A 20,066-nucleotide genomic window follows, 5' to 3' on the forward strand; every position below is an offset into this window, starting at 1 on the left:
ATAACCGATGCGTCTCAAGTTAGCCCTCCTTGCGTTCATCCCGCTTCTGGCCTCCTGCAGCAGCAAACCTGAAGTTCCGACCCAGCAGAAGATGCTGGCTGCGCCACAGGGCGGTTTTTTACTGCAGCCGTCGCACAGCGGACAGGCGATGTTTGGTGACTTCGCCGGTAATCCGGCAGCAGAGCAATTTATCGATAAAATGGTGGAGAAGCATGACTTCGATCGTGAGCAGCTGCACAACATCATCGGTCAGGCTAAGCGACTGGATTATGTGCTGCGGCTGATGGATCGTCAGGCGCCGAGCTACACGCCCGCGCCGGGACCTAACGGGGCCTGGATCCGCTATCGCAACAAGTTCATCACGCCGGATAACGTGCAAAACGGTGTGGCGTTCTGGAACCAGTATCAGGATGCGCTGCAACGCGCGCAGCAGGTCTATGGCGTGCCGCCGGAAATTATTGTCGGCATTATTGGCGTGGAAACCCGCTGGGGTCGTGTGATGGGAAAAACGCGGATTCTGGATGCGCTGGCGACCTTATCGTTTAACTATCCGCGCCGTGCCGAGTATTTCAGCAGCGAGCTGGAAACCTTCCTGCTGATGTCGCGTAAAGAGCAGGATGACCCGCTGGCGCTGAAAGGCTCTTTCGCCGGGGCGATGGGTTATGGTCAGTTTATGCCTTCCTCTTACAATGATTACGCGGTTGATTTCAACGGCGACGGCCATGCAAACCTGTGGGATCCAGTGGATGCTATCGGCAGCGTGGCGCACTACTTCCAGAAGCATGGCTGGCGCAGCGGTGAAAATGTTGCCGTTCCGGCCAGCGGTCAGGCACCGATGCTGGAAGATGGCTTCAAAACCAGTTACAGCGTGAGCATGCTGGCGGCGTCAGGCCTGTCACCACAGGGTTCGCTGGACGGTAACGATAAGGTCAGTCTGCTGCGCCTTGATCTGGGCACCAGCTACCAGTACTGGTACGGCTTACCGAATTTCTATGTCATTACCCGCTACAACCACAGTACGCATTATGCGATGGCGGTGTGGCAACTGGGTGAGGCGGTGAGCAAGGCACGGCAGGGCGGCCTGTTATAAAGGCTATCCTTGTTAACTGTAAGGTTATATGATGACGCCCTTTTTCAGGCCACACAGCCACTGATATCTCTGGAGTCGTTATGTCTTTACCTGCCTGCCCAGCTTGTCACGCCGATTACACCTGGCAAGATGGCGAGAACCTAAACTGCCCCTCCTGCGGCCATATCTGGACCGAAGGAGAGGGTGACAGCAGTAACGGATCGCTGGAAGTGCGTGATGCCAATGGCAATCTGCTGGCAGATGGCGACAGCGTCACGGTGATCAAAGATCTCAAGGTGAAGGGCAGCTCCTCATCGCTGAAGATCGGCACCAAAGTGAAAAGCATTCGTCTGGTGGAAGGGGACCACAACATCGATTGTAAAATCGACGGTTTTGGCCCGATGAAATTAAAATCTGAGTTCGTGAAAAAGAACTGAGATCCGGGGCGCAGGGACGCGCCCACCTCTCTTTTTAGCTGAACAGTCGATCAATTGCGGCGCACTGTTCAGCATTCAGCGTGCCACCGTAGTTACGCGAGTTACTGCCCATCGAGTCATAACGTCGCGCTACGGCCGTTTTAATCGTCGTCACAAAATCATCGCCGATAGTGTAAATCGCCATTAGCCTGCCGATCTGCTGTTGCAGACGTGTCAGCTCAGGAAGATTGCCCGTCCGCCATGCCGCCATCATCTCTGCAAAGTACTCCGGCACAATATTATTCAGGCCTGAAATCACCCCGGCGCCCCCTGCCAGCAGATTGGGAAGCAGGTATTCGTCATACCCCGACAGCACGGCAAAATCAGGGCGCACCTTGCGGGTCTCTTCGATCATCGCCCGGTTATGCGACAGACAATCCACCGTATCTTTAATGCCGATAAAGTTGGGCAGCTTTGCCGCCAGAGCGGCAATCAGCGCTGGCGTCAGATCGCAGCCGGTACGTGCCGGGAAGTTGTAAGCAAACCATTTACCGCCTAGTTGCGCATCAAGGGCTTCGAAGTAATGCATCAGCTGCTGTTGCGTCTGACCGTAATAGTAGGGCGGCAGCACCATCACCGCGTCAAAGTCATTTTTCCAGGCGGCTTCAGCCAGCGCCAGCATGTCCGGGATACAGGTCGCCGAGACGTTCGCTACCATCTTCAGCGGTGACAAAGGTCTGGCTTCCTGAATCAGCAATAAACGCTCCTGCTGCGTCAGTGAGGCGAACTCGCCAATGCTGCCCATTAAAAGCAGCGTGTCGATACCGGAGTCATTGAGGCGGGAAAAGTGTCGCCCGAGCGCATCGATATCGACGGCACCCTGCGCACTGAACGGGGTGACGGTAGGGCACCAGACACCGGCAAAGGCCGATTTTTCACTCATGGCTGACTCCTGAATCGGGTGTTAAAAAAATGAAACGGCGTTTTAACTTAATTATTCCCACTGGTCTCTGCCAGCGCATGATTCAAAAGTGAGCAACGGGTCGCACTTTTTCGTCTTTCGTCCGTCTCAGTAAGCGGATGCATCTGATAACTGAGCGAGAGGTCATGATGAAAGAGTGGGATCCCGTGCTGTATCGCAAATTTGAAGCGGAACGAACCCGTCCGGCCCGTGAACTGCTGGCGCGCATCAGCCTGGAACAGGTTGAGCAGGTAACCGATCTGGGATGCGGGCCCGGCAACAGTACCGAGCTGCTCGCCGATGCCTGGCCGCTGGCGCAGGTCACCGGACTCGACAGTTCAGCGGCGATGTTATCTCAGGCCAGTGAACGCCTGCCGCACTGCCGTTTTGTCCAGGCGGATATCCGCACCTGGCAGGCAGATGCGCCGCAGCAGGTGGTTTACGCCAACGCGTCGCTGCAATGGCTGGATAATCACGTCTCGCTGTTTCCTCATCTGGTCAGCCAGCTTGCGGCCGGAGGGGTGCTGGCGATCCAGATGCCTGATAACCTTAACGAACCGTCGCACCAGCTGATGCGCGAGGTGGCGGCATCGGAACGCTGGCGTTCACGCATCAATGCCGCTGCCGCTGAACGTACACAGCTGCTTTCCACGGGCGAGTACTACAATCTGCTGGCGCAGGTCGGTTGTGAGGTGGATATCTGGCGCACCACCTATTATCACGTGATGGCCGATGCGCAGGCGATTATCAGCTGGCTGCAGGCGACCGGCTTACGGCCTTTCCTGGCGACGCTGGATGCCTCTGAACAGACGGCTTTTCTGTCTGATTATCATCAGCGTCTGCTCACCGCCTATCCTGCTCAGGCCGATGGTCAGGTTCTGCTCGCCTTCCCGCGTCTCTTCATGGTTGCGGTGAAAAAAGGCTAAGCGTGGTGGAAAGCCGGTCGCAAAAACAGTGCATCAGATGTGAGTGCTCTTGAAAAAGCGGCTTTTCTGCACCACCTTCAACCCATAGCCCAGGGAGAAGACGTAATGGATGATCAGCAGTTGCAGGCGCTTAGTGCGCAGATAGGTGAGCAGCTGAAGCAGCGCAATGCCACCGTAACCTGTGCGGAATCCTGCACGGGGGGATGGATTGCTAAAGTCTTTACCGATATCAGTGGCAGTTCCGCCTGGTTCGAACGCGGTTTTGTGACCTACAGTAATGAGGCCAAACAGCAGCTGGTGGATGTTCAGGCTGACTCGCTGGCGCAGTATGGCGCGGTCAGCGAAGCGGTAGTCCGTGAGATGGCGCTGGGTGCCCGTAAGGCGGCTCATGCTGACTATGCGATCTCCGTCAGCGGCATAGCCGGTCCGGATGGCGGCACTGAAGAAAAACCGGTGGGTACGGTGTGGTTTGGTTTTGCCGGGCCGCACGATAACGTTTTGACTTTTAAGCAGCATTTTAACGGCGATCGTGATGCCGTTCGCCGCCAGTCGGTGGCATGGGCCTTGCAGAAACTGTATGGCGAATTTCTGACAAATTAAACTTGATACTGTATGACTATACAGTATAATTGTCGGCAACAGAAAGAGTACAGGCACCCTGAGTGCGTGTTTACCCGGCTTGATAGGAGTTGAAATGGCGATTGATGAAAACAAACAGAAGGCTTTAGCTGCCGCGCTTGGCCAGATTGAAAAACAATTTGGTAAAGGCTCCATCATGCGCTTGGGTGAAGACCGCTCAATGGATGTGGAAACGATTTCTACCGGCTCGCTGTCGCTGGATATCGCATTAGGCGCAGGTGGTCTGCCAATGGGCCGTATCGTTGAGATCTACGGACCAGAGTCTTCCGGTAAAACCACGCTGACCCTGCAGGTTATCGCATCTGCACAGCGTAAAGGCAAAACCTGTGCCTTTATCGATGCTGAGCATGCACTGGATCCGGTTTACGCCAAGAAGCTGGGCGTAGATATCGATAACCTGCTCTGCTCTCAGCCCGATACGGGCGAGCAGGCGCTGGAAATCTGTGATGCGCTGGCACGCTCTGGTGCCGTTGACGTCATCATCGTCGACTCCGTTGCCGCTCTGACGCCTAAAGCGGAAATCGAAGGTGAAATCGGTGACTCACACATGGGCCTCGCGGCACGTATGATGAGCCAGGCGATGCGTAAACTGGCCGGTAACCTGAAGCAGTCCAATACCCTGCTGATTTTCATCAACCAGATCCGTATGAAAATTGGTGTGATGTTTGGTAACCCGGAAACCACCACTGGTGGTAACGCGCTGAAGTTCTACGCTTCTGTCCGTCTTGATATCCGCCGTATCGGTGCAATCAAAGAGGGCGATAACGTGGTCGGCAGTGAGACCCGCGTTAAAGTGGTGAAAAACAAAATCGCCGCGCCATTCAAACAGGCTGAGTTCCAGATCATGTACGGCGAAGGTATTAATACCTTTGGCGAGCTGGTCGACCTGGGCGTGAAGCACAAGCTGATTGAAAAAGCGGGTGCATGGTACAGCTACAATGGCGACAAGATTGGTCAGGGTAAATCGAATGCCGGCAACTTCCTGAAAGAGAATGCTGCTGTGGCAAACGAAATTGATCTGAAGTTGCGTGAGATGTTGCTCAACGGCGCGGATGAAAAACTCGCAGCTGCCGACAAGGCTGCTGCGAAAGAAGACGCGGCAAGTGAAGCGAACGAAGACTTCTAATCTCTGATGCGGGAGGGGCGAAAGCCTCTCCCGTAGTTTTTTACCTCCTCTATTACCTTTCCTGCCTTCCCTCTGTCCTGTTCTGTCGCCATAATCTCCCTCTGTTTGTACAAGGTGCGCAGTATGACTGAACCCTCTCAGCCCCAACCAAATGTTGTCTCTTATTCTCGTCTGCTTGATCGTGCGATGCGTATCCTGGGTCAGCGCGATCACAGCCGTGCAGAATTAGCCCGCAAGCTGCAACAGTCAGCTCAGCGTGCTGCATGGGCACAGAAAAAAGAGCCCGAAATTATTACCGACGAGCTGCTGGAACAGGTGCTGGACTGGTGCCAGGATAGCGGCTGGTTAAATGATGAACGCTTCACTGAGCGGTTTATTCAGAGCCGAAGCCGTAAAGGCTTTGGGTCGCAGCGCGTGCGCCTTGAACTTGCCCAGAAAGGTATCGACCGTGAAGCCATTGATATTGCGATGGAAGAGACGGAAGTCGACTGGGCGGCCTGCGCAGCTCAGCTGGCTGAAAGAAAATTCGGACATCCGTTGCCCACAGAGTGGAAAGAGAAAGCGAAAGTACTACGCTATCTGCAGTCAAAGGGCTTTCAGACCGACGATATCCAGTCCATTTTCAGAAATTTTGATGACTAAAAGCCGATGTAATTTTACTTCCCACCGAAGAAAATTTATCTTATTCCCACTTTTTGTTCCGCTAATCAGGCACCACGAGAATGTGGCCGCGCCGATCAGAGGGAACGTTCGTTAGCGTGATTCCAGGACATATATGAGCAAGAGCACTGCTGAGATCCGTCAAGCGTTTCTCGACTTTTTTCATAGCAAGGGACATGAGGTTGTAACCAGCAGCTCCCTCGTACCGAATAACGATCCAACCTTGTTGTTTACTAACGCCGGGATGAACCAGTTTAAAGATGTGTTCCTCGGACAGGACAAACGTGATTACACACGTGCGACCACGTCACAGCGCTGCGTACGCGCAGGCGGTAAACACAACGATCTTGAAAACGTCGGTTACACCGCACGTCACCACACCTTCTTTGAAATGCTGGGTAACTTCAGCTTTGGTGACTACTTCAAGAGAGAGGCGATTGGTTTTGCCTGGGAACTGCTGACGAGCGAGCAGTGGTTCAGCCTGCCAAAAGAGCGTCTGTGGGTGACGGTCTATGAAACCGACGATGAAGCCTTTGACATCTGGGCGAATGAAATCGGTGTGCCACGCGAGCGCATTATTCGCATCGGCGACAACAAGGGCAGCGCGTACGCGTCAGATAACTTCTGGCAGATGGGCGATACCGGTCCTTGCGGTCCCTGCAGCGAGATTTTCTACGATCACGGCGATCACATCTGGGGTGGCCCGCCGGGTAGCCCGGAAGAAGATGGTGACCGTTACATTGAGATCTGGAACATCGTCTTTATGCAGTTCAATCGTCAGGCTGATGGCACCATGCTGCCGCTGCCAAAACCGTCGGTTGATACCGGAATGGGCCTTGAGCGTATTTCTGCCGTTCTGCAACACGTCAACTCCAACTATGAAATCGACCTGTTCCAGAAACTGATTCAGGCTGTGGCTCAGGTTACCGGTGCGACCGATCTCAGTAACAAATCGCTGCGCGTTATTGCTGACCATATTCGTTCCTGTGCTTTCCTGATTGCCGATGGCGTGATTCCGTCGAATGAGAACCGCGGCTACGTGCTGCGTCGTATCATTCGTCGTGCCGTGCGTCATGGCAACATGCTGGGCGCCAAAGAAGCCTTCTTCTATAAGCTGGTTGCGCCGCTGGTTGAAGTTATGGGGGCGGCAGGCGAAGAGTTACAGCGTCAGCAGGCTCAGGTTGAGCAGGTGCTGAAAAGCGAAGAAGATCAGTTTGCCAGAACGCTGGAGCGCGGACTGGCGCTGCTGGACGAAGAGCTGGAAAAACTGCAGGGCGACACGCTGGATGGCGAAATCGTCTTCCGTCTTTACGATACCTTTGGCTTCCCGGCTGATTTAACGGCTGACGTCTGCCGCGAACGCAATCTGAAAATCGACGAAGCGGGCTTTGAGCAGGCGATGGAGCAGCAGCGTCAGCGCGCACGTGAAGCGAGTGGCTTCGGTGCTGACTACAGCAATGTTATTCGCATCGATGCCGCTTCATCCTTTAAAGGCTACGACCAGCTCGATTTAGCTGCCACAGTCAAAGCGCTTTACGTTGCGGGCGAGGCGGTTGATGAAGTGACGGCAGGCCAGGATGCCGTGGTCGTGCTGGATGAAACGCCATTCTATGGCGAATCGGGTGGTCAGGTAGGCGATACCGGTCTGCTGAAAGGGAAGAATGCTGAATTTAGCGTCCAGGATACACAAAAATATGGTCAGGCAATCGGTCATGTCGGTAAGCTGACCGCAGGGCAGTTGCGTATCGGTGATCGTCTTGAGGCGCAGGTTGATGCGGCACGCCGTGCGCGCATCCGTCTTAACCACTCTGCGACCCACTTACTGCATGCCGCATTGCGTCAGGTTTTAGGTGAGCATGTGGCGCAGAAAGGCTCGCTGGTTAACGACAAATACCTGCGTTTCGACTTCTCGCATTTCGAAGCGATGAAACCTCAGGAGATTCGTCAGGTCGAAGATATCGTCAATGCGCAGATTCGTCGCAACCTGCCGGTAGAAACGGAAGTGATGGATCTGGAGGCGGCGAAGTCTAAAGGTGCAATGGCACTGTTTGGCGAGAAATATGATCAGCGCGTGCGCGTCCTGACCATGGGTGATTTCTCGGTTGAGCTGTGCGGTGGTACCCATGCTGCGCGCACCGGAGATATCGGCCTGTTCCGTATTCAGGCTGAGTCAGGGACTGCAGCGGGTATCCGTCGTATCGAAGCCATTACCGGTGAAGGCGCGCTGGCGCAGGTCAATGCGCAGAGCAGCCAGCTGCAGGATCTGGCGCAGTTGGTCAAAGCGAACAGCAGCAACCTCAACGAGAAAGTGCGTGGTCTGGTTGATCATGTGCGGGCTCTGGAGAAAGAGTTGCAGCAACTGCGCGATCAGCAAGCCGCGCAGGAGAGCGCTTCTCTGAGCAGCAATGCCATCGACGTGAAGGGAGTGAAACTGCTGGTCAGTGAACTCAACAATGTCGAACCTAAAATGCTGCGTACCATGGTTGATGATCTTAAGAATCAACTGGGGTCGGCGATTATCGTGCTGGCGACGGTTGCTGAAGGTAAGGTGTCGCTGATTGCGGGTGTGACCAAAGATCTGACTGACCGCGTTAAAGCGGGTGAGTTGATTGCCGGTCTGGCACAGCAGGTTGGCGGGAAGGGCGGTGGCCGTCCTGATATGGCACAAGCTGGTGGTACTGATGCTGAAGCGCTGAAAGGCGCTCTGGCAGGAGTTGAGAGCTGGGTTAACAGCCGCCTGTAAGACATACAACAAAGCATTGTAAAAAGCGTCAGAACCCCGGTTCCGGCGCTTTTTAATACGATGCTAAAGCAGCAAATGACAAAGTCAGGTTGATGTAGTGTATTTCGGCTAAACTAACTATCAGCAGAATGTATTGGCGCATCGATGTGCATTGGTGTATTTCTCATAGTCAATGTGCAGCGTTAAATGATGGATAATGCCGGGAGCCTGTACTAGCCCGACTCTTTTAATCTTTCAAGGAGCAAAGAATGCTTATTCTAACTCGTCGAGTTGGTGAAACCCTCATGATCGGTGATGAGGTAACTGTAACGGTGCTGGGTGTTAAGGGTAACCAGGTTCGTATTGGGGTTAACGCGCCGAAAGAAGTGTCTGTGCATCGCGAAGAGATCTATCAACGCATCCAGGCTGAAAAAACGCAACAAACCAGCGTTTAACGGATTCAGCGTCTCGCACAAGTGCGAGGCGCTACCGCTTTGTCTAATAATCCTCTCTTTTCTTTTCTTCCGCTTCTCTCCTGTTTTGTTAACGTCATCATCTTTCATTGTTGATAATTCACTCTTTTTGTCGCCATTTTATCCCAATTGTGTGTGATTTGCTCAATCAAACAAAGTTTCGGAAAAATTGTTTGACTTAAAAGTCCGGGAAAGTAATATGTGCGCCACGCAGTGCCGATGAGCAGAAACAACGTTCAGACGCACAGTTCGAAAGAAAGCGTATGGTGAGGTGGCCGAGAGGCTGAAGGCGCTCCCCTGCTAAGGGAGTATACGGTCAAAAGCTGTATCGAGGGTTCGAATCCCTCCCTCACCGCCATTTTCGATGCATCCATAGCTCAGCTGGATAGAGTACTCGGCTACGAACCGAGCGGTCGGAGGTTCGAATCCTCCTGGATGCACCATCGAAAAAAAAGAAATAAAGCGAATTAGCAATTCCTTTCATGGTGAGTAGTTAGCACCCTGCGCTGTACAAGAATTAGATTTATGCATCCATAGCTCAGCTGGATAGAGTACTCGGCTACGAACCGAGCGGTCGGAGGTTCGAATCCTCCTGGATGCACCATTCTTTGTAACATCCTCAGGTTGGTTTCTGTAAGTCCATAAAAATTTTTACCTCAAAAGATAGACCCCAAAAGATAGATCCCAATGCATCCATAGCTCAGCTGGATAGAGTACTCGGCTACGAACCGAGCGGTCGGAGGTTCGAATCCTCCTGGATGCACCATCTTCTTCAGTTTCAAAAAATCCCTCAGTCTGTTATATCGTAAAAATCGTTCAGCGCTTGCATGTAGATATCACGTTATATCATCTCCATTGAGCGAAGCCCGAATTGAATCATTATCCAGAACTCTCCCCTGCAGTTACCCTCTGGCTTTACCCGTACTGTTTTCCTGTTTAACCTGCCTCACTGATTCATCATCCTGACTTAAGCGACTCACAGCGCCTGTTTCACGCGTCAGCGCTCTCCATTTTGCTGCCCACGCCCGTCCGCCGCCGCTTGTCCGTCAGAATAATGTTAAAAATTCGCTTAAAATTCGTACGGTTATCACTGGCCGCGCACGATCACCTTTATCTGAAAACAAAAATTGCTAATGCTTTCAAAGCATTTGCTGTTCATCCCCCCTGGCGACAACCTGTCCACATTAGGCTAAAGTAATGTCTCATTTGGTGAATGTCCGGAGTGACAATGTACGATCAATATGACGCCCTGATTTTCGATATGGACGGCACGATTCTTGATACTGAGCCGACACATCGAAAAGCGTGGCGTCAGGTACTGGCGCGTTACGGATTAACGCTGGATGAAGAACGCATTATCGACTTCAATGGCGCACCCGCCTGGCGGCTTGCGCAGTTCATCATTGAATCCAATCAGTCGTCACTCGACCCTCATCTTCTTGCTGCAGAAAAAACCGCTGCTGTGAAAACGATGCTGCTGGAAAACGTTAAACCACTGCCTTTAATGGACGTGGTGAAAGCGTACCATGGGCGTCGTCCGATGGCGGTGGGTACCGGAAGCGAACATAGCATGGCAGAGGCGTTAATGACGCAGCTGGGCGTGCGTGAGCTCTTTGCGGCAGTCGTCGGCGCTGACGATGTACAGCGTCACAAACCCGAGCCTGAAACCTTCTTACGCTGCGCTGAGCTGATGGGTGTGGCTCCGGCACGTTGTGTGGTGTTTGAAGATGCAGACTTTGGTATTCAGGCCGCGAAGGCGGCAGGCATGGCTGTGGTGGATGTCCGCTTACTGTGAGTGACGTTCTTGCCTATGCCTCAATGTTCGGGAGCAGTTTTCTGAGTGCGACGCTCCTGCCGGGAAGTTCTGAAGCATTGCTGATAGCACTATTAATCGCAAAAAAGACATCAGTTTACGGGTTGCTTTTAGCCGCATCACTGGGAAACACCTTGGGCGGTTTAACCAACATTCTTATTGGTCGCTTGCTGCCGCTAAAACGTCAGGGGCGATGGCATGACACAGCAATGACGTGGTTGCACCGACTGGGACCTGCAGCACTGTTATTCAGTTGGCTGCCGGTGATAGGTGATCTGCTCTGTGTTCTCGCAGGCTGGTTACGTTTCGCCTGGCTACCCGCGATGCTGTTTCTCGCTATCGGCAAAACACTGCGTTATATCGTTATCGCGACTGCCACATTACAGGGTATGCAATGGTGGCATTGATTCGCACAGATTCGAGGCTACGGTTAACATTATGCTGAACAAAAATAAATTATTATCACAGCGGGGGGGTAATGTGATCCCGGACGTATCTAAAGCGCTTTCCTGGCTGGAAGCGCATCCCAATGCCCTTAAAGGGATTGGCCGTGGCATCGAACGTGAAACGCTGCGTGTACAGGAAAATGGCGATCTGGCAAAAAGCGGCCACCCCGAATCACTGGGCTCGGCGCTGAAGCATGACTGGATCACTACTGATTTTGCCGAAACGTTACTGGAATTCATCACGCCAGTGGATCACAGCATTGATCATATGCTGGCATTCCTGCGCGATATCCACCGTCACGTTGCCCGTGAACTGGGTGATGAACGCATGTGGCCATTCAGTATGCCCTGCGAGATTGACGACGCGGACAATATCGAGCTGGCACAATATGGCACATCCAATATCGGTAAGATGAAGACGCTCTACCGCGAGGGCCTGAAAAACCGCTACGGCGCGTTGATGCAGACCATCTCCGGCATTCACTATAATTTCTCGCTGCCGCTTTCATTCTGGCAGGAGTGGGCTGACGTAAAAGATCAGGAAAGCGGAAAAGAGACCATCTCAGCGGGCTATCTGCGGCTGATCCGCAACTACTATCGCTTCGGCTGGGTGATCCCGTATCTGTTTGGTGCATCGCCCGCTATCAGCTCCAGCTTCCTGCAGGGCCGTGAGAGCGCGCTGCCGTTCGAAACCAATGACAAAGACACGATGTGGCTGCCGTACGCCACCTCGCTGCGTCTGAGCGATTTAGGCTATACCAATAAATCACAGAGCTCTCTGGGCATCACGTTTAACTCGCTGGAAGGCTATGTCACTGCGCTGAAGAAGGCGATCAAGACGCCGTCAGAAGAGTATGCGGCGATGGGTACCAAAGATGCTGACGGTAACTGGCTGCAGCTCAACACCAACGTGCTGCAGATTGAAAACGAACTCTATGCGCCAATCCGGCCTAAGCGTGTGACACGTTCGGGTGAAGCGCCTTCTGATGCGCTGCTGCGGGGTGGCATTGAATACATTGAAGTGCGTTCGCTGGATATCAACCCGTTCTCTGCCATCGGCGTCGATGAGAATCAGGTTCGCTTCCTCGACCTGTTCCTGATCTGGTGTACCCTGGCCGATGCGCCGGAAATGAGTGCAGATGAGTTGCAATGCACCCGCAAAAACTGGAATCGGGTGGTGCTGGAAGGGCGTAAACCGGATCAGAAAATTGCTGTGGGCTGTGGGGAAGCGGAACATTCGCTGGTTGAAGTGGGCAAAACTCTGTTTGCCGATCTGCGTCGGGTTGCTGAAGTCTTAGACAGTCACAATCAGGACAGCACGGAATATCAGCAGGTTTGCGATCAACTGGTAGCATCGTTCGACGATCCTGAGCTAACCTACTCGGCGCGCATCCTTCAGGCAATGAAGGAGAATGGTGTAACCGGAACCGGCGTGGCGCTGGCTGAACAGTACCGCCATCTGCTCTGTGAAGAGCCGCTGGAAGTGCTGACAGAAGAAGATTTCACGCGTCAGGCGCAGGAATCTGTTGCTGCACAGCAACAGCTGGAAGCGAATGATAAGCTGGATTTTGAAGCGTATCTGGCGAGCCGGGAAGGGTAGAAAAGAAAAAGGCCACATCAATGTGGCCAAATTAACATCTCTGTTGTCAGGGATGATGATGATAACAAATGCGCGTCTTTCATATATTCAGACGTTGGGCGAACAGAAAAGTTTCATCGTTTTAAAAAAATTCTCAGAACAGGAGGTGACGTATGCCACTACTGGACAGTTTTACCGTTGATCACACCATCATGGGCGCACCGGCAGTACGCGTTGCGAAAACCATGAAGACTCCGCATGGCGATACGATTACCGTTTTTGACCTGCGTTTTTGCCGCCCGAACATTGATATTCTCACTGAGCGTGGCATTCATACGCTGGAGCATCTCTTTGCCGGATTCATGCGCGATCACCTGAATGGTGACGGTGTGGAAATCGTCGATATCTCGCCAATGGGCTGCCGTACCGGCTTCTACATGAGCCTGATTGGTACGCCAGACGAGCAGCGCGTTGCGAAAGCGTGGAAAGGGGCGATGGAAGATGTTCTGAAAGTGAAAGATCAGAACCAGATCCCTGAGCTGAATGAATACCAGTGTGGCAGCTACAAGCTGCACTCACTGGATGAAGCGCAGCAGATTGCCCGCAATGTGCTGGCACATGAGATCGGCGTTAACCGCAACGAAGATCTGAAACTGCCTGCTGAAAAGCTGAAAGAACTGCACATCTAGTCAGGGCTTCTCTGCTGAAAAAAAACGCCGCATCATGTCGATTGCGGCGTTTTTTTATGGCTTCAGGAACCGACCGATTTTTTCAGCGGCGTCTTCGGCGTGATGCGCACCTGTTTAATCATGTTGTCCTGAACGTCCAGGATATCGACGTTGTAGTGGCCGATCTGAACACGGGTAGCGATGGCAGGGATCTCTTCCAGCGCCTCCAGCAGCATGCCGTTGATGGTGCGGGCTTCCTGCTCTGGCAGATGCCAGTTAAACGCCTTGTTGATTTCACGCACGCTGGCACTGCCTTCAATCAGTACTGAGCCATCATTCTGCGGCATCACTTCTTCGGCCAGCGACGGTGACATGGAGGTAGTGAAGTCACCGACAATCTCCTCCAGAATATCCTCTATTGTCACCAGTCCTTTGATGTCGCCATATTCATCCACTACCACGCCCGCTTTCTCTTTGTTGCGCTGGAACTTCACCAGTTGGGTGTTCAGCGGCGTTCCTTCGGGGATGTAGTAGATCTCATCGGCTGCACGCAGCAGCATCTCTTTGGTGAACTCTTTTTTCTCCGTCATCATGCGCCAGGCTTCACGCACTCGCAGCATGCCGACGCAGTCATCCAGTGAGTCCCGGTACAGCACAATGCGGCCGTGCGGCGAGTGGCTCAGCTGGCGCACGACTGACTTCCAGTCATCGTTGATGTTGATACCGACAATCTCATTGCGCGGCACCATGATGTCGTCAACGCTGACTTTCTCCAGGTCGAGCACAGAGAGCAGCATGTCCTGGTTACGGCGTGACATCAGGCTACGTGACTCATAGACGATGGTGCGTAACTCCTCTTTGCTTAGCGCGGAGTTAATAGCACCGTCAGCGCGGATGCCCACCATCTTCATCAGCAGACGGGTAATGGTGTTGAGCAGCCAGACCAGTGGCAGCATGATGTATTGCAGCGGCACCAGCAGCAGGCTGCTGGGAAAGGCGACGCGTTCTGGATAGAGAGCCGCCACGGTTTTCGGCAGAACTTCAGCAAACACCAGCACCACAAAAGTCAGGATACCGGTCGCGATCGCAACCCCTTCGTCACCGTGAATACGCATGCCCACGATGGTGGCGAGTGCAGAGGCCAGAATATTAACCAGGTTGTTGCCGATTAAGACCAGGCTGAGCAAACGGTCGGGACGACGCAGCAGCTTCTCTACCCGGCGTGCGGGGCGACTGCCGTTTTTGGCCTGATGGCGCAGCTTATAGCGGTTAAGCGTCATCATTCCGGTTTCCGACCCGGCAAACCAGGCGGAAACCAGGACCATGACGCAGAGAATAATAATCAGCGTGGTGGTTGAAACATTCTCCAACGCAGAACTTCCTTTTTAACGAGAGGTAGGGACAAGCAGATGCTGCAGGATGCGACTGCCGAAGTAAGCCATGGTTAACAGCACCGCACCGCTGCAGTTAAACCAGACGACGCGGCGACCACGCCAGCCTTCATGATAGTGCCCCCACAGCAAAACGATATAAACAAACCACGCGATGATCGAGAGCACGGCTTTATCGACGTTTTCTGCGCTGAAGAGATCCTGCATATAAAACAGACCGGTGCAAAGCACCAGCGTTAACAGCACAACGCCAACCTGAGTGATGTGAAACATCTTACGTTCGATGGTCAGCAGCGGCGGCATATCCTGCGTAAAAGCCAGTCGCTTGTTTTTCAACTGGTAATCGATCCACGCCAGCTGCAGCGCATAGAGCGCGGCAATGATCAGGGTTGCGTAGGCGAACAGCGACAGGCCGATATGAATCATCATGCCTGGCGTAGTTTCCAGATGGGTGATGAACGCGTTCGGAACAAAGGTGGCGAAAGCCAGATTGATCAGCGCGAAGCTGTACACAATCGGCAGCAGCAGCCAGCCACGATTGCGTGCCGCCACAATGGTCATGATGGCGCAGATCAACAGGCTGACCAGCGAGCCTATGTTGAGCAGGCTTAAATTCTGTCCGCTATCAACAGCAAATATGCGTTGCTGCAGGGCCACCGCGTGTGTCACCAGCGCCACACAGGCAGAGAGCATCGCCATTCGCCGCCAGCCGCCGTTACGTTTCAACAGGCTGGGAATGATCAGGGCAAGACTTAAGGAGTAGGCGAATAGCGCCACTATCGCGAAAACGAACATAGATCCTTTCAGGTTCAGTCAGATAAGGAAAAAGGCAGTATAGCGCCAGCCGAAGCAGGCTCCAAACGATCTGAGGGGCAATTGCAGAGATCGCCGAGGCTTCGTGTTATAATCCGCCGCATTCTGCCGATCAGGCGCCTCGCGATCTTTTTTTTAGTGAGAGACCATGTTTGATAATTTAACCGATCGTTTGTCGCAAACCCTGCGAAATATCAGCGGCCGCGGAAGGCTGACTGAAGAGAACATCAAAGAGACCCTGCGTGAAGTGCGCATGGCACTGCTTGAAGCTGACGTTGCGCTGCCAGTGGTGCGTGACTTCATCAACCGTGTGAAAGAGAGCGCGGTCGGTCATGATGTAAATAAAAGCCTGACACCGGGTCAGGAGTTTATCAAAATCGTCCGTAACGAACTGGTTGCGGCGATGGGTGCAGAGAACAACGCACTCGACCTGGCCGCTCAGCCGCCAGCCGTCGTACTGATGGCAGGTCTGCAGGGTGCCGGTAAAACCACCAGCGTCGCTAAGCTGGGCAAGTTCCTGCGCGAAAAGCATAAAAAGAAAGTTTTAGTGGTTTCTGCCGACGTCTATCGTCCGGCGGCAATCAAACAGCTGGAAACTCTGGCACAGCAGGTTGGCGTGGATTTCTGCCCATCCGATCTCAGCCAGAAGCCGGTCGATATCGTCAACAATGCGCTGCGTGAAGCTCGCCTGAAGTTCTATGATGTGCTGCTGGTAGATACCGCCGGTCGTCTGCACGTTGACGAAGCGATGATGGACGAAATCAAACAGGTTCATGCCGCGATTAAGCCGGTAGAAACGCTGTTTGTGGTCGATGCCATGACCGGTCAGGATGCGGCAAATACGGCTAAAGCCTTTAATGAAGCGCTGCCGTTGACCGGTGTTATTCTGACCAAAGTTGACGGTGATGCACGCGGTGGTGCGGCGCTGTCAATTCGCCATATCACCGGCAAACCGATTAAATTCATGGGTGTCGGCGAAAAGACCGAAGCCCTTGAGCCGTTCTATCCTGAGCGTATCGCTTCGCGTATCCTCGGTATGGGTGACGTACTGTCCCTGATCGAAGATATCGAAAGCAAGGTTGACCGCGATCAGGCAGAGAAGCTGGCTAAAAAGCTGAAAACCGGCGACGGTTTTGATCTCAACGACTTCCTTGAGCAGCTGAAGCAGATGCGCAACATGGGCGGCATGGCCAGCCTGATGGGGAAACTGCCGGGTATGGGCCAGCTGCCTGACAATGTTAAGTCGCAGATGGATGACAAAGTCCTGGTTCGCATGGAAGCTATCATCAACTCGATGACACGCAAAGAGCGTGAGAAACCAGAAATCATCAAAGGCTCGCGCAAGCGCCGCATTGCTACCGGCTCCGGTATGCAGGTGCAGGACGTTAACCGCTTATTGAAGCAGTTCGACGACATGCAGCGTATGATGAAGAAAATGAAGAAGGGCGGTATGGCGAAAATGATGCGCGGCATGAAGGGTATGATGCCGCCAGGTTTCCCTGGCCGCTAAAGCGTTCCACAAAAAAGCCCGAAAAGGTACGGTTTAGGTTGCTTTTTTCGCCAAAATGATTAAAATTTTCGGGCTTTTTATACAGCACCCGGACCCCGTTCCTCGATGGGGGCCGGGTGTTTTATTAACTGAAGAGGATGTTATGGTAACAATTCGTTTGGCACGTCACGGCGCTAAAAAGCGTCCGTTCTATCAGGTCGTCGTCACTGACAGCCGCAATGCACGCAACGGTCGTTTCATCGAGCGCGTTGGTTTCTTCAACCCGATCGCATCTGGTCAGGCTGAAGGTCTGCGTCTTGATCTGGATCGTATCGAGCACTGGGTTGGCCAGGGCGCAACGCTTTCTGATCGCGTTAACGCGCTGGTCAAAGAAGCTAAGAAAGCAGCTTAATCTGTCACGGTGGTGAGCATGAGCAGACAACTTGCCGCACAGCCTCCTGTTAACCCGATTGTATTGGGTAAGATGGGAGCCGCCTACGGTATTCGCGGCTGGCTCAAAGTGTTTTCCTCCACTGAAGACGCTGAAAGCATCTTCAACTACCAACCCTGGTTCATCCAGCGCGCCGGTAAATGGCAGCAGGTCGAACTTGAAGGTTGGAAGCACCACAATCAGGACCTGATCATCAAAGTCAAAGGCATTGAAGATCGGGATGCGGCGGCTCAGTTAACCAATTGCGAAATTCAGGTTGACTCGACGCAGTTGCCATCGCTGGAAGAGGGCGACTATTACTGGAAAGACCTTATGGGCTGCCAGGTGGTTAACCTCGAAGGCTACGAGATGGGTAAAGTCATCGATATGATGGAAACCGGCTCGAACGACGTTCTCGTCGTTAAGGCAAACCTGAAGGATGCGTTCGGTGCTCAGGAGCGGTTAATTCCGTTTCTTGATGAACAGGTTATCAGGAAAGTCGATCTCTCTACTGGCGTCATTGAGGTAGATTGGGATCCTGGTTTTTGATCTCCGAATCGAACGGTAACGTAACGGCGAATACAATGTGGATTGGTGTTATTAGCCTGTTTCCAGAAATGTTTCGCGCTATTACCGATTACGGGGTAACTGGCCGGGCTGTAAAAAACGGTCTGCTCAGCATTCAGAGCTGGAGTCCTCGTGACTTCACTCACGACCGGCACCGTACCGTGGATGATCGTCCTTACGGCGGCGGACCGGGAATGCTGATGATGGTACAACCCTTACGGGATGCCATCTCCGCAGCGAAAGCAGCGGCAGGTGATGGGGCCAGGGTGATATATCTTTCACCTCAGGGGCGCAAACTGGACCAACAGGGCGTTTGCGAACTGGCGGCACGGGACAAGTTAATTCTGGTCTGTGGCCGTTATGAAGGGATTGATGAGCGCGTAATCCAGACCGAAATTGATGAAGAATGGTCAATCGGTGATTACGTTCTCAGTGGCGGGGAACTGCCAGCCATGACGATGATTGACGCGGTCGCCCGGTTTATTCCCGGCGTACTCGGCAAGCAGGCGTCAGCCGATGAGGATTCGTTCTCTGATGGCTTGCTGGATTGTCCGCACTATACCCGACCTGAAGTGTTAGACGGCGTGGAAGTCCCGGCAGTATTACTGTCAGGTAACCATGCTGATATTCGCCGCTGGCGTCTGAAGCAGTCGCTAGGCCGTACCTGGCTGAGAAGACCTGAACTTCTGGAAAACCTGGCTCTGACTGAAGAGCAAGCAAGGTTGCTGAATGAGTTCCAGCGGGAGTCTCAGCAGCAACAAAACGATGATGTGGAAGAGTGATCTTCCCCGACTATCAGTTTACCCAGGATATGAGATTTAATTATGAGCAACATTATCAAGCAAATTGAACAAGAGCAGATGAAACAGGACGTACCTTCCTTCCGCCCGGGTGATTCCGTGGAAGTGAAAGTATGGGTCGTTGAAGGTTCTAAAAAACGTCTGCAGGCATTCGAGGGCGTGGTTATCGCTATTCGTAACCGCGGTCTGCACTCTGCATTCACTGTTCGCAAAATTTCTAACGGCGAAGGCGTTGAGCGTGTATTCCAGACTCATTCACCTGTAATTGACAGCATCGCTGTTAAACGTCGTGGCGCTGTGCGTAAAGCCAAACTGTACTACCTGCGTGAGCGTACTGGTAAGTCTGCTCGTATTAAAGAGCGTCTTAACTAAGGTATCGCTAACGCGACATCTAAAAGTTAATAGCAAACAAGGGGTTGGCATCTGCCAGCCCCTTTTTTTGTGTCGGTGCCTGCCAATTGGCCACAGTTAACCGGCATCCGGCCGTTGAAAATGATAAATCGCCGTATTAACCGGCCCCGCCTCTAATACGATCAGGCCATAACGACAGCCAATAAACTGCCCACCGCACTTCTCAGCTACTCTCCGGCTGGCCAGGTTATCCTCAGCCGCCAGAATTTCAATCACTCTGGTTTCCGGGCGTGAAAACCCCAGCGGTAACAGCTTTGCCACCGCGCGGCTGGCGATACCCTGACACTGGGCGTCACTGCGAACCCAGTAGCCAATTGCGCTGGTGTCCCCTGAATGACGGGCAAAGCGTATGCCTGCGCCCCCCAGCAGCTGGTCATGCTGATCAACGATCGCAAACTCTTCCGCTTCTTCTTTCATCCTCTGCCAGTGGGTAAAGCGGATCCAGCTTTCAGCGTCATGAGGCTGATAATCATGATGCGCCCAGACCATCCACGGGATCAGGCTGTCCAGCGAGGTGTTAACCGCAACGGTAAATGCGGGGACGTCGCTAAGCTCAAAGGGTCGCAGATGGATGTTAAGTGGGGAGGCGTGCATGATGGACTCAGCTTTAAAATAAACAATATCCTCATTTTGCCTGCAGCAGACAGAAACGCAATAAAGTTACTTG

The 20,066-nt window shown here is 53.1% G+C and carries 21 protein-coding genes and 4 tRNA genes; 21 read left to right on the plus strand and 4 right to left on the minus strand.

The features are described from left to right. Nucleotides 1-7: 7 nt before the first annotated feature. Together mltB and ACN1CO_RS18935 are read left to right on the plus strand one after the other, a co-directional pair. The gene (gene mltB, locus ACN1CO_RS18930) at nt 8-1,090 is read left to right on the plus strand and encodes a lytic murein transglycosylase B (protein ID WP_419140272.1); all 1,083 of its coding nucleotides are present in this window, start codon (nt 8-10) and stop codon (nt 1,088-1,090) included. A gap of 80 nt (nt 1,091-1,170) precedes the next feature. Next, entirely contained in the window at nt 1,171-1,506 is a 336-nt protein-coding gene (locus tag ACN1CO_RS18935) for a zinc ribbon domain-containing protein YjdM (RefSeq protein ID WP_013358832.1), read from the plus strand. 34 nt (nt 1,507-1,540) lie between these two features. On the opposite strand, the gene ACN1CO_RS18940 is transcribed toward ACN1CO_RS18935, so the two are convergent. Then, nucleotides 1,541-2,428 carry a dihydrodipicolinate synthase family protein gene (locus ACN1CO_RS18940; protein ID WP_419140273.1) on the minus strand — a complete coding sequence of 296 codons (888 nt, stop codon included), beginning with the start codon at nt 2,426-2,428 and terminating at the stop codon, nt 1,541-1,543. 167 nt (nt 2,429-2,595) lie between these two features. Between ACN1CO_RS18940 and tam the strand changes: the two genes are divergently transcribed. The 14 genes from tam to luxS all read left to right on the plus strand — a co-directional run bounded on the left by tam (nt 2,596) and on the right by luxS (nt 13,519). Continuing rightward, nucleotides 2,596-3,372 carry a trans-aconitate 2-methyltransferase gene (gene tam, locus ACN1CO_RS18945; RefSeq protein WP_419140291.1) on the plus strand — a complete coding sequence of 259 codons (777 nt, stop codon included), beginning with the start codon at nt 2,596-2,598 and terminating at the stop codon, nt 3,370-3,372. A gap of 105 nt (nt 3,373-3,477) precedes the next feature. Next, the gene (gene pncC, locus ACN1CO_RS18950; RefSeq protein WP_419140274.1) at nt 3,478-3,972 is read left to right on the plus strand and encodes a nicotinamide-nucleotide amidase; all 495 of its coding nucleotides are present in this window, start codon (nt 3,478-3,480) and stop codon (nt 3,970-3,972) included. Nucleotides 3,973-4,066: 94 nt separating this feature from the next. Continuing rightward, complete coding sequence (gene recA, locus ACN1CO_RS18955; protein ID WP_419140275.1) at nt 4,067-5,137, plus strand: recombinase RecA; 1,071 nt, start codon at nt 4,067-4,069, stop codon at nt 5,135-5,137. Between the two features lie 123 nt (nt 5,138-5,260). After that, a complete protein-coding gene (locus ACN1CO_RS18960) occupies nt 5,261-5,779 on the plus strand; it encodes a regulatory protein RecX (RefSeq protein WP_283547225.1) in 519 nt (172 codons plus the stop codon). A 133-nt stretch (nt 5,780-5,912) separates the two neighbouring features. Then, nucleotides 5,913-8,540: an alanine--tRNA ligase gene (gene alaS / locus ACN1CO_RS18965; RefSeq protein WP_419140276.1), complete on the plus strand. Its 2,628-nt coding sequence runs from the start codon at nt 5,913-5,915 to the stop codon at nt 8,538-8,540. A 248-nt stretch (nt 8,541-8,788) separates the two neighbouring features. Further along, entirely contained in the window at nt 8,789-8,974 is a 186-nt protein-coding gene (csrA, locus tag ACN1CO_RS18970; protein WP_008927091.1) for a carbon storage regulator CsrA, read from the plus strand. Nucleotides 8,975-9,257: 283 nt separating this feature from the next. Continuing rightward, nucleotides 9,258-9,350, plus strand: a tRNA-Ser gene (locus tag ACN1CO_RS18975). A gap of 8 nt (nt 9,351-9,358) precedes the next feature. Continuing rightward, nucleotides 9,359-9,435 (plus strand) — tRNA-Arg (locus tag ACN1CO_RS18980). A gap of 84 nt (nt 9,436-9,519) precedes the next feature. Continuing rightward, nucleotides 9,520-9,596 (plus strand) — tRNA-Arg (locus tag ACN1CO_RS18985). Between the two features lie 85 nt (nt 9,597-9,681). Next, nucleotides 9,682-9,758, plus strand: a tRNA-Arg gene (locus ACN1CO_RS18990). A 462-nt stretch (nt 9,759-10,220) separates the two neighbouring features. After that, nucleotides 10,221-10,787, plus strand: coding sequence for a fructose-1-phosphate/6-phosphogluconate phosphatase (yqaB, locus tag ACN1CO_RS18995; RefSeq protein ID WP_419140277.1), 567 nt, complete (start codon nt 10,221-10,223; stop codon nt 10,785-10,787). Then, a complete protein-coding gene (locus tag ACN1CO_RS19000) occupies nt 10,784-11,212 on the plus strand; it encodes a YqaA family protein (RefSeq protein WP_419140278.1) in 429 nt (142 codons plus the stop codon). The genes yqaB and ACN1CO_RS19000 overlap by 4 nt, the downstream gene beginning before the upstream one ends. A gap of 31 nt (nt 11,213-11,243) precedes the next feature. After that, entirely contained in the window at nt 11,244-12,851 is a 1,608-nt protein-coding gene (gene gshA, locus ACN1CO_RS19005; protein WP_419140279.1) for a glutamate--cysteine ligase, read from the plus strand. Nucleotides 12,852-13,003: 152 nt separating this feature from the next. After that, a complete protein-coding gene (luxS, locus tag ACN1CO_RS19010) occupies nt 13,004-13,519 on the plus strand; it encodes an S-ribosylhomocysteine lyase (protein WP_009086888.1) in 516 nt (171 codons plus the stop codon). A 62-nt stretch (nt 13,520-13,581) separates the two neighbouring features. On the opposite strand, the gene ACN1CO_RS19015 is transcribed toward luxS, so the two are convergent. After that, nucleotides 13,582-14,868 carry an HlyC/CorC family transporter gene (locus tag ACN1CO_RS19015; protein ID WP_283547229.1) on the minus strand — a complete coding sequence of 429 codons (1,287 nt, stop codon included), beginning with the start codon at nt 14,866-14,868 and terminating at the stop codon, nt 13,582-13,584. 15 nt (nt 14,869-14,883) lie between these two features. After that, the gene (locus ACN1CO_RS19020; RefSeq protein ID WP_090965656.1) at nt 14,884-15,684 is read right to left on the minus strand and encodes a cytochrome C assembly family protein; all 801 of its coding nucleotides are present in this window, start codon (nt 15,682-15,684) and stop codon (nt 14,884-14,886) included. A gap of 166 nt (nt 15,685-15,850) precedes the next feature. Between ACN1CO_RS19020 and ffh the strand changes: the two genes are divergently transcribed. The 5 genes from ffh (at nt 15,851) to rplS (ending at nt 19,360) form a co-directional block, all read left to right on the plus strand. Next, nucleotides 15,851-17,212, plus strand: coding sequence for a signal recognition particle protein (ffh, locus tag ACN1CO_RS19025; RefSeq protein ID WP_003849043.1), 1,362 nt, complete (start codon nt 15,851-15,853; stop codon nt 17,210-17,212). A gap of 142 nt (nt 17,213-17,354) precedes the next feature. Beyond that, nucleotides 17,355-17,603 carry a 30S ribosomal protein S16 gene (gene rpsP, locus ACN1CO_RS19030; RefSeq protein ID WP_003849041.1) on the plus strand — a complete coding sequence of 83 codons (249 nt, stop codon included), beginning with the start codon at nt 17,355-17,357 and terminating at the stop codon, nt 17,601-17,603. 18 nt (nt 17,604-17,621) lie between these two features. After that, nucleotides 17,622-18,170: a ribosome maturation factor RimM gene (gene rimM / locus ACN1CO_RS19035; protein ID WP_003849039.1), complete on the plus strand. Its 549-nt coding sequence runs from the start codon at nt 17,622-17,624 to the stop codon at nt 18,168-18,170. Nucleotides 18,171-18,205: 35 nt separating this feature from the next. Next, the gene (gene trmD, locus ACN1CO_RS19040; RefSeq protein ID WP_136197232.1) at nt 18,206-18,970 is read left to right on the plus strand and encodes a tRNA (guanosine(37)-N1)-methyltransferase TrmD; all 765 of its coding nucleotides are present in this window, start codon (nt 18,206-18,208) and stop codon (nt 18,968-18,970) included. Between the two features lie 42 nt (nt 18,971-19,012). Continuing rightward, complete coding sequence (gene rplS, locus ACN1CO_RS19045) at nt 19,013-19,360, plus strand: 50S ribosomal protein L19 (RefSeq protein WP_003849035.1); 348 nt, start codon at nt 19,013-19,015, stop codon at nt 19,358-19,360. A gap of 96 nt (nt 19,361-19,456) precedes the next feature. Here the strand turns inward: rplS and ACN1CO_RS19050 are convergent, their stop codons facing one another. Further along, nucleotides 19,457-19,993 carry a GNAT family N-acetyltransferase gene (locus ACN1CO_RS19050; RefSeq protein ID WP_419140280.1) on the minus strand — a complete coding sequence of 179 codons (537 nt, stop codon included), beginning with the start codon at nt 19,991-19,993 and terminating at the stop codon, nt 19,457-19,459. Nucleotides 19,994-20,066: the final 73 nt, after the last annotated feature.

Source organism: Pantoea sp. R13S299 (assembly GCF_048515925.1).
Taxonomy (GTDB): domain Bacteria; phylum Pseudomonadota; class Gammaproteobacteria; order Enterobacterales; family Enterobacteriaceae; genus Pantoea.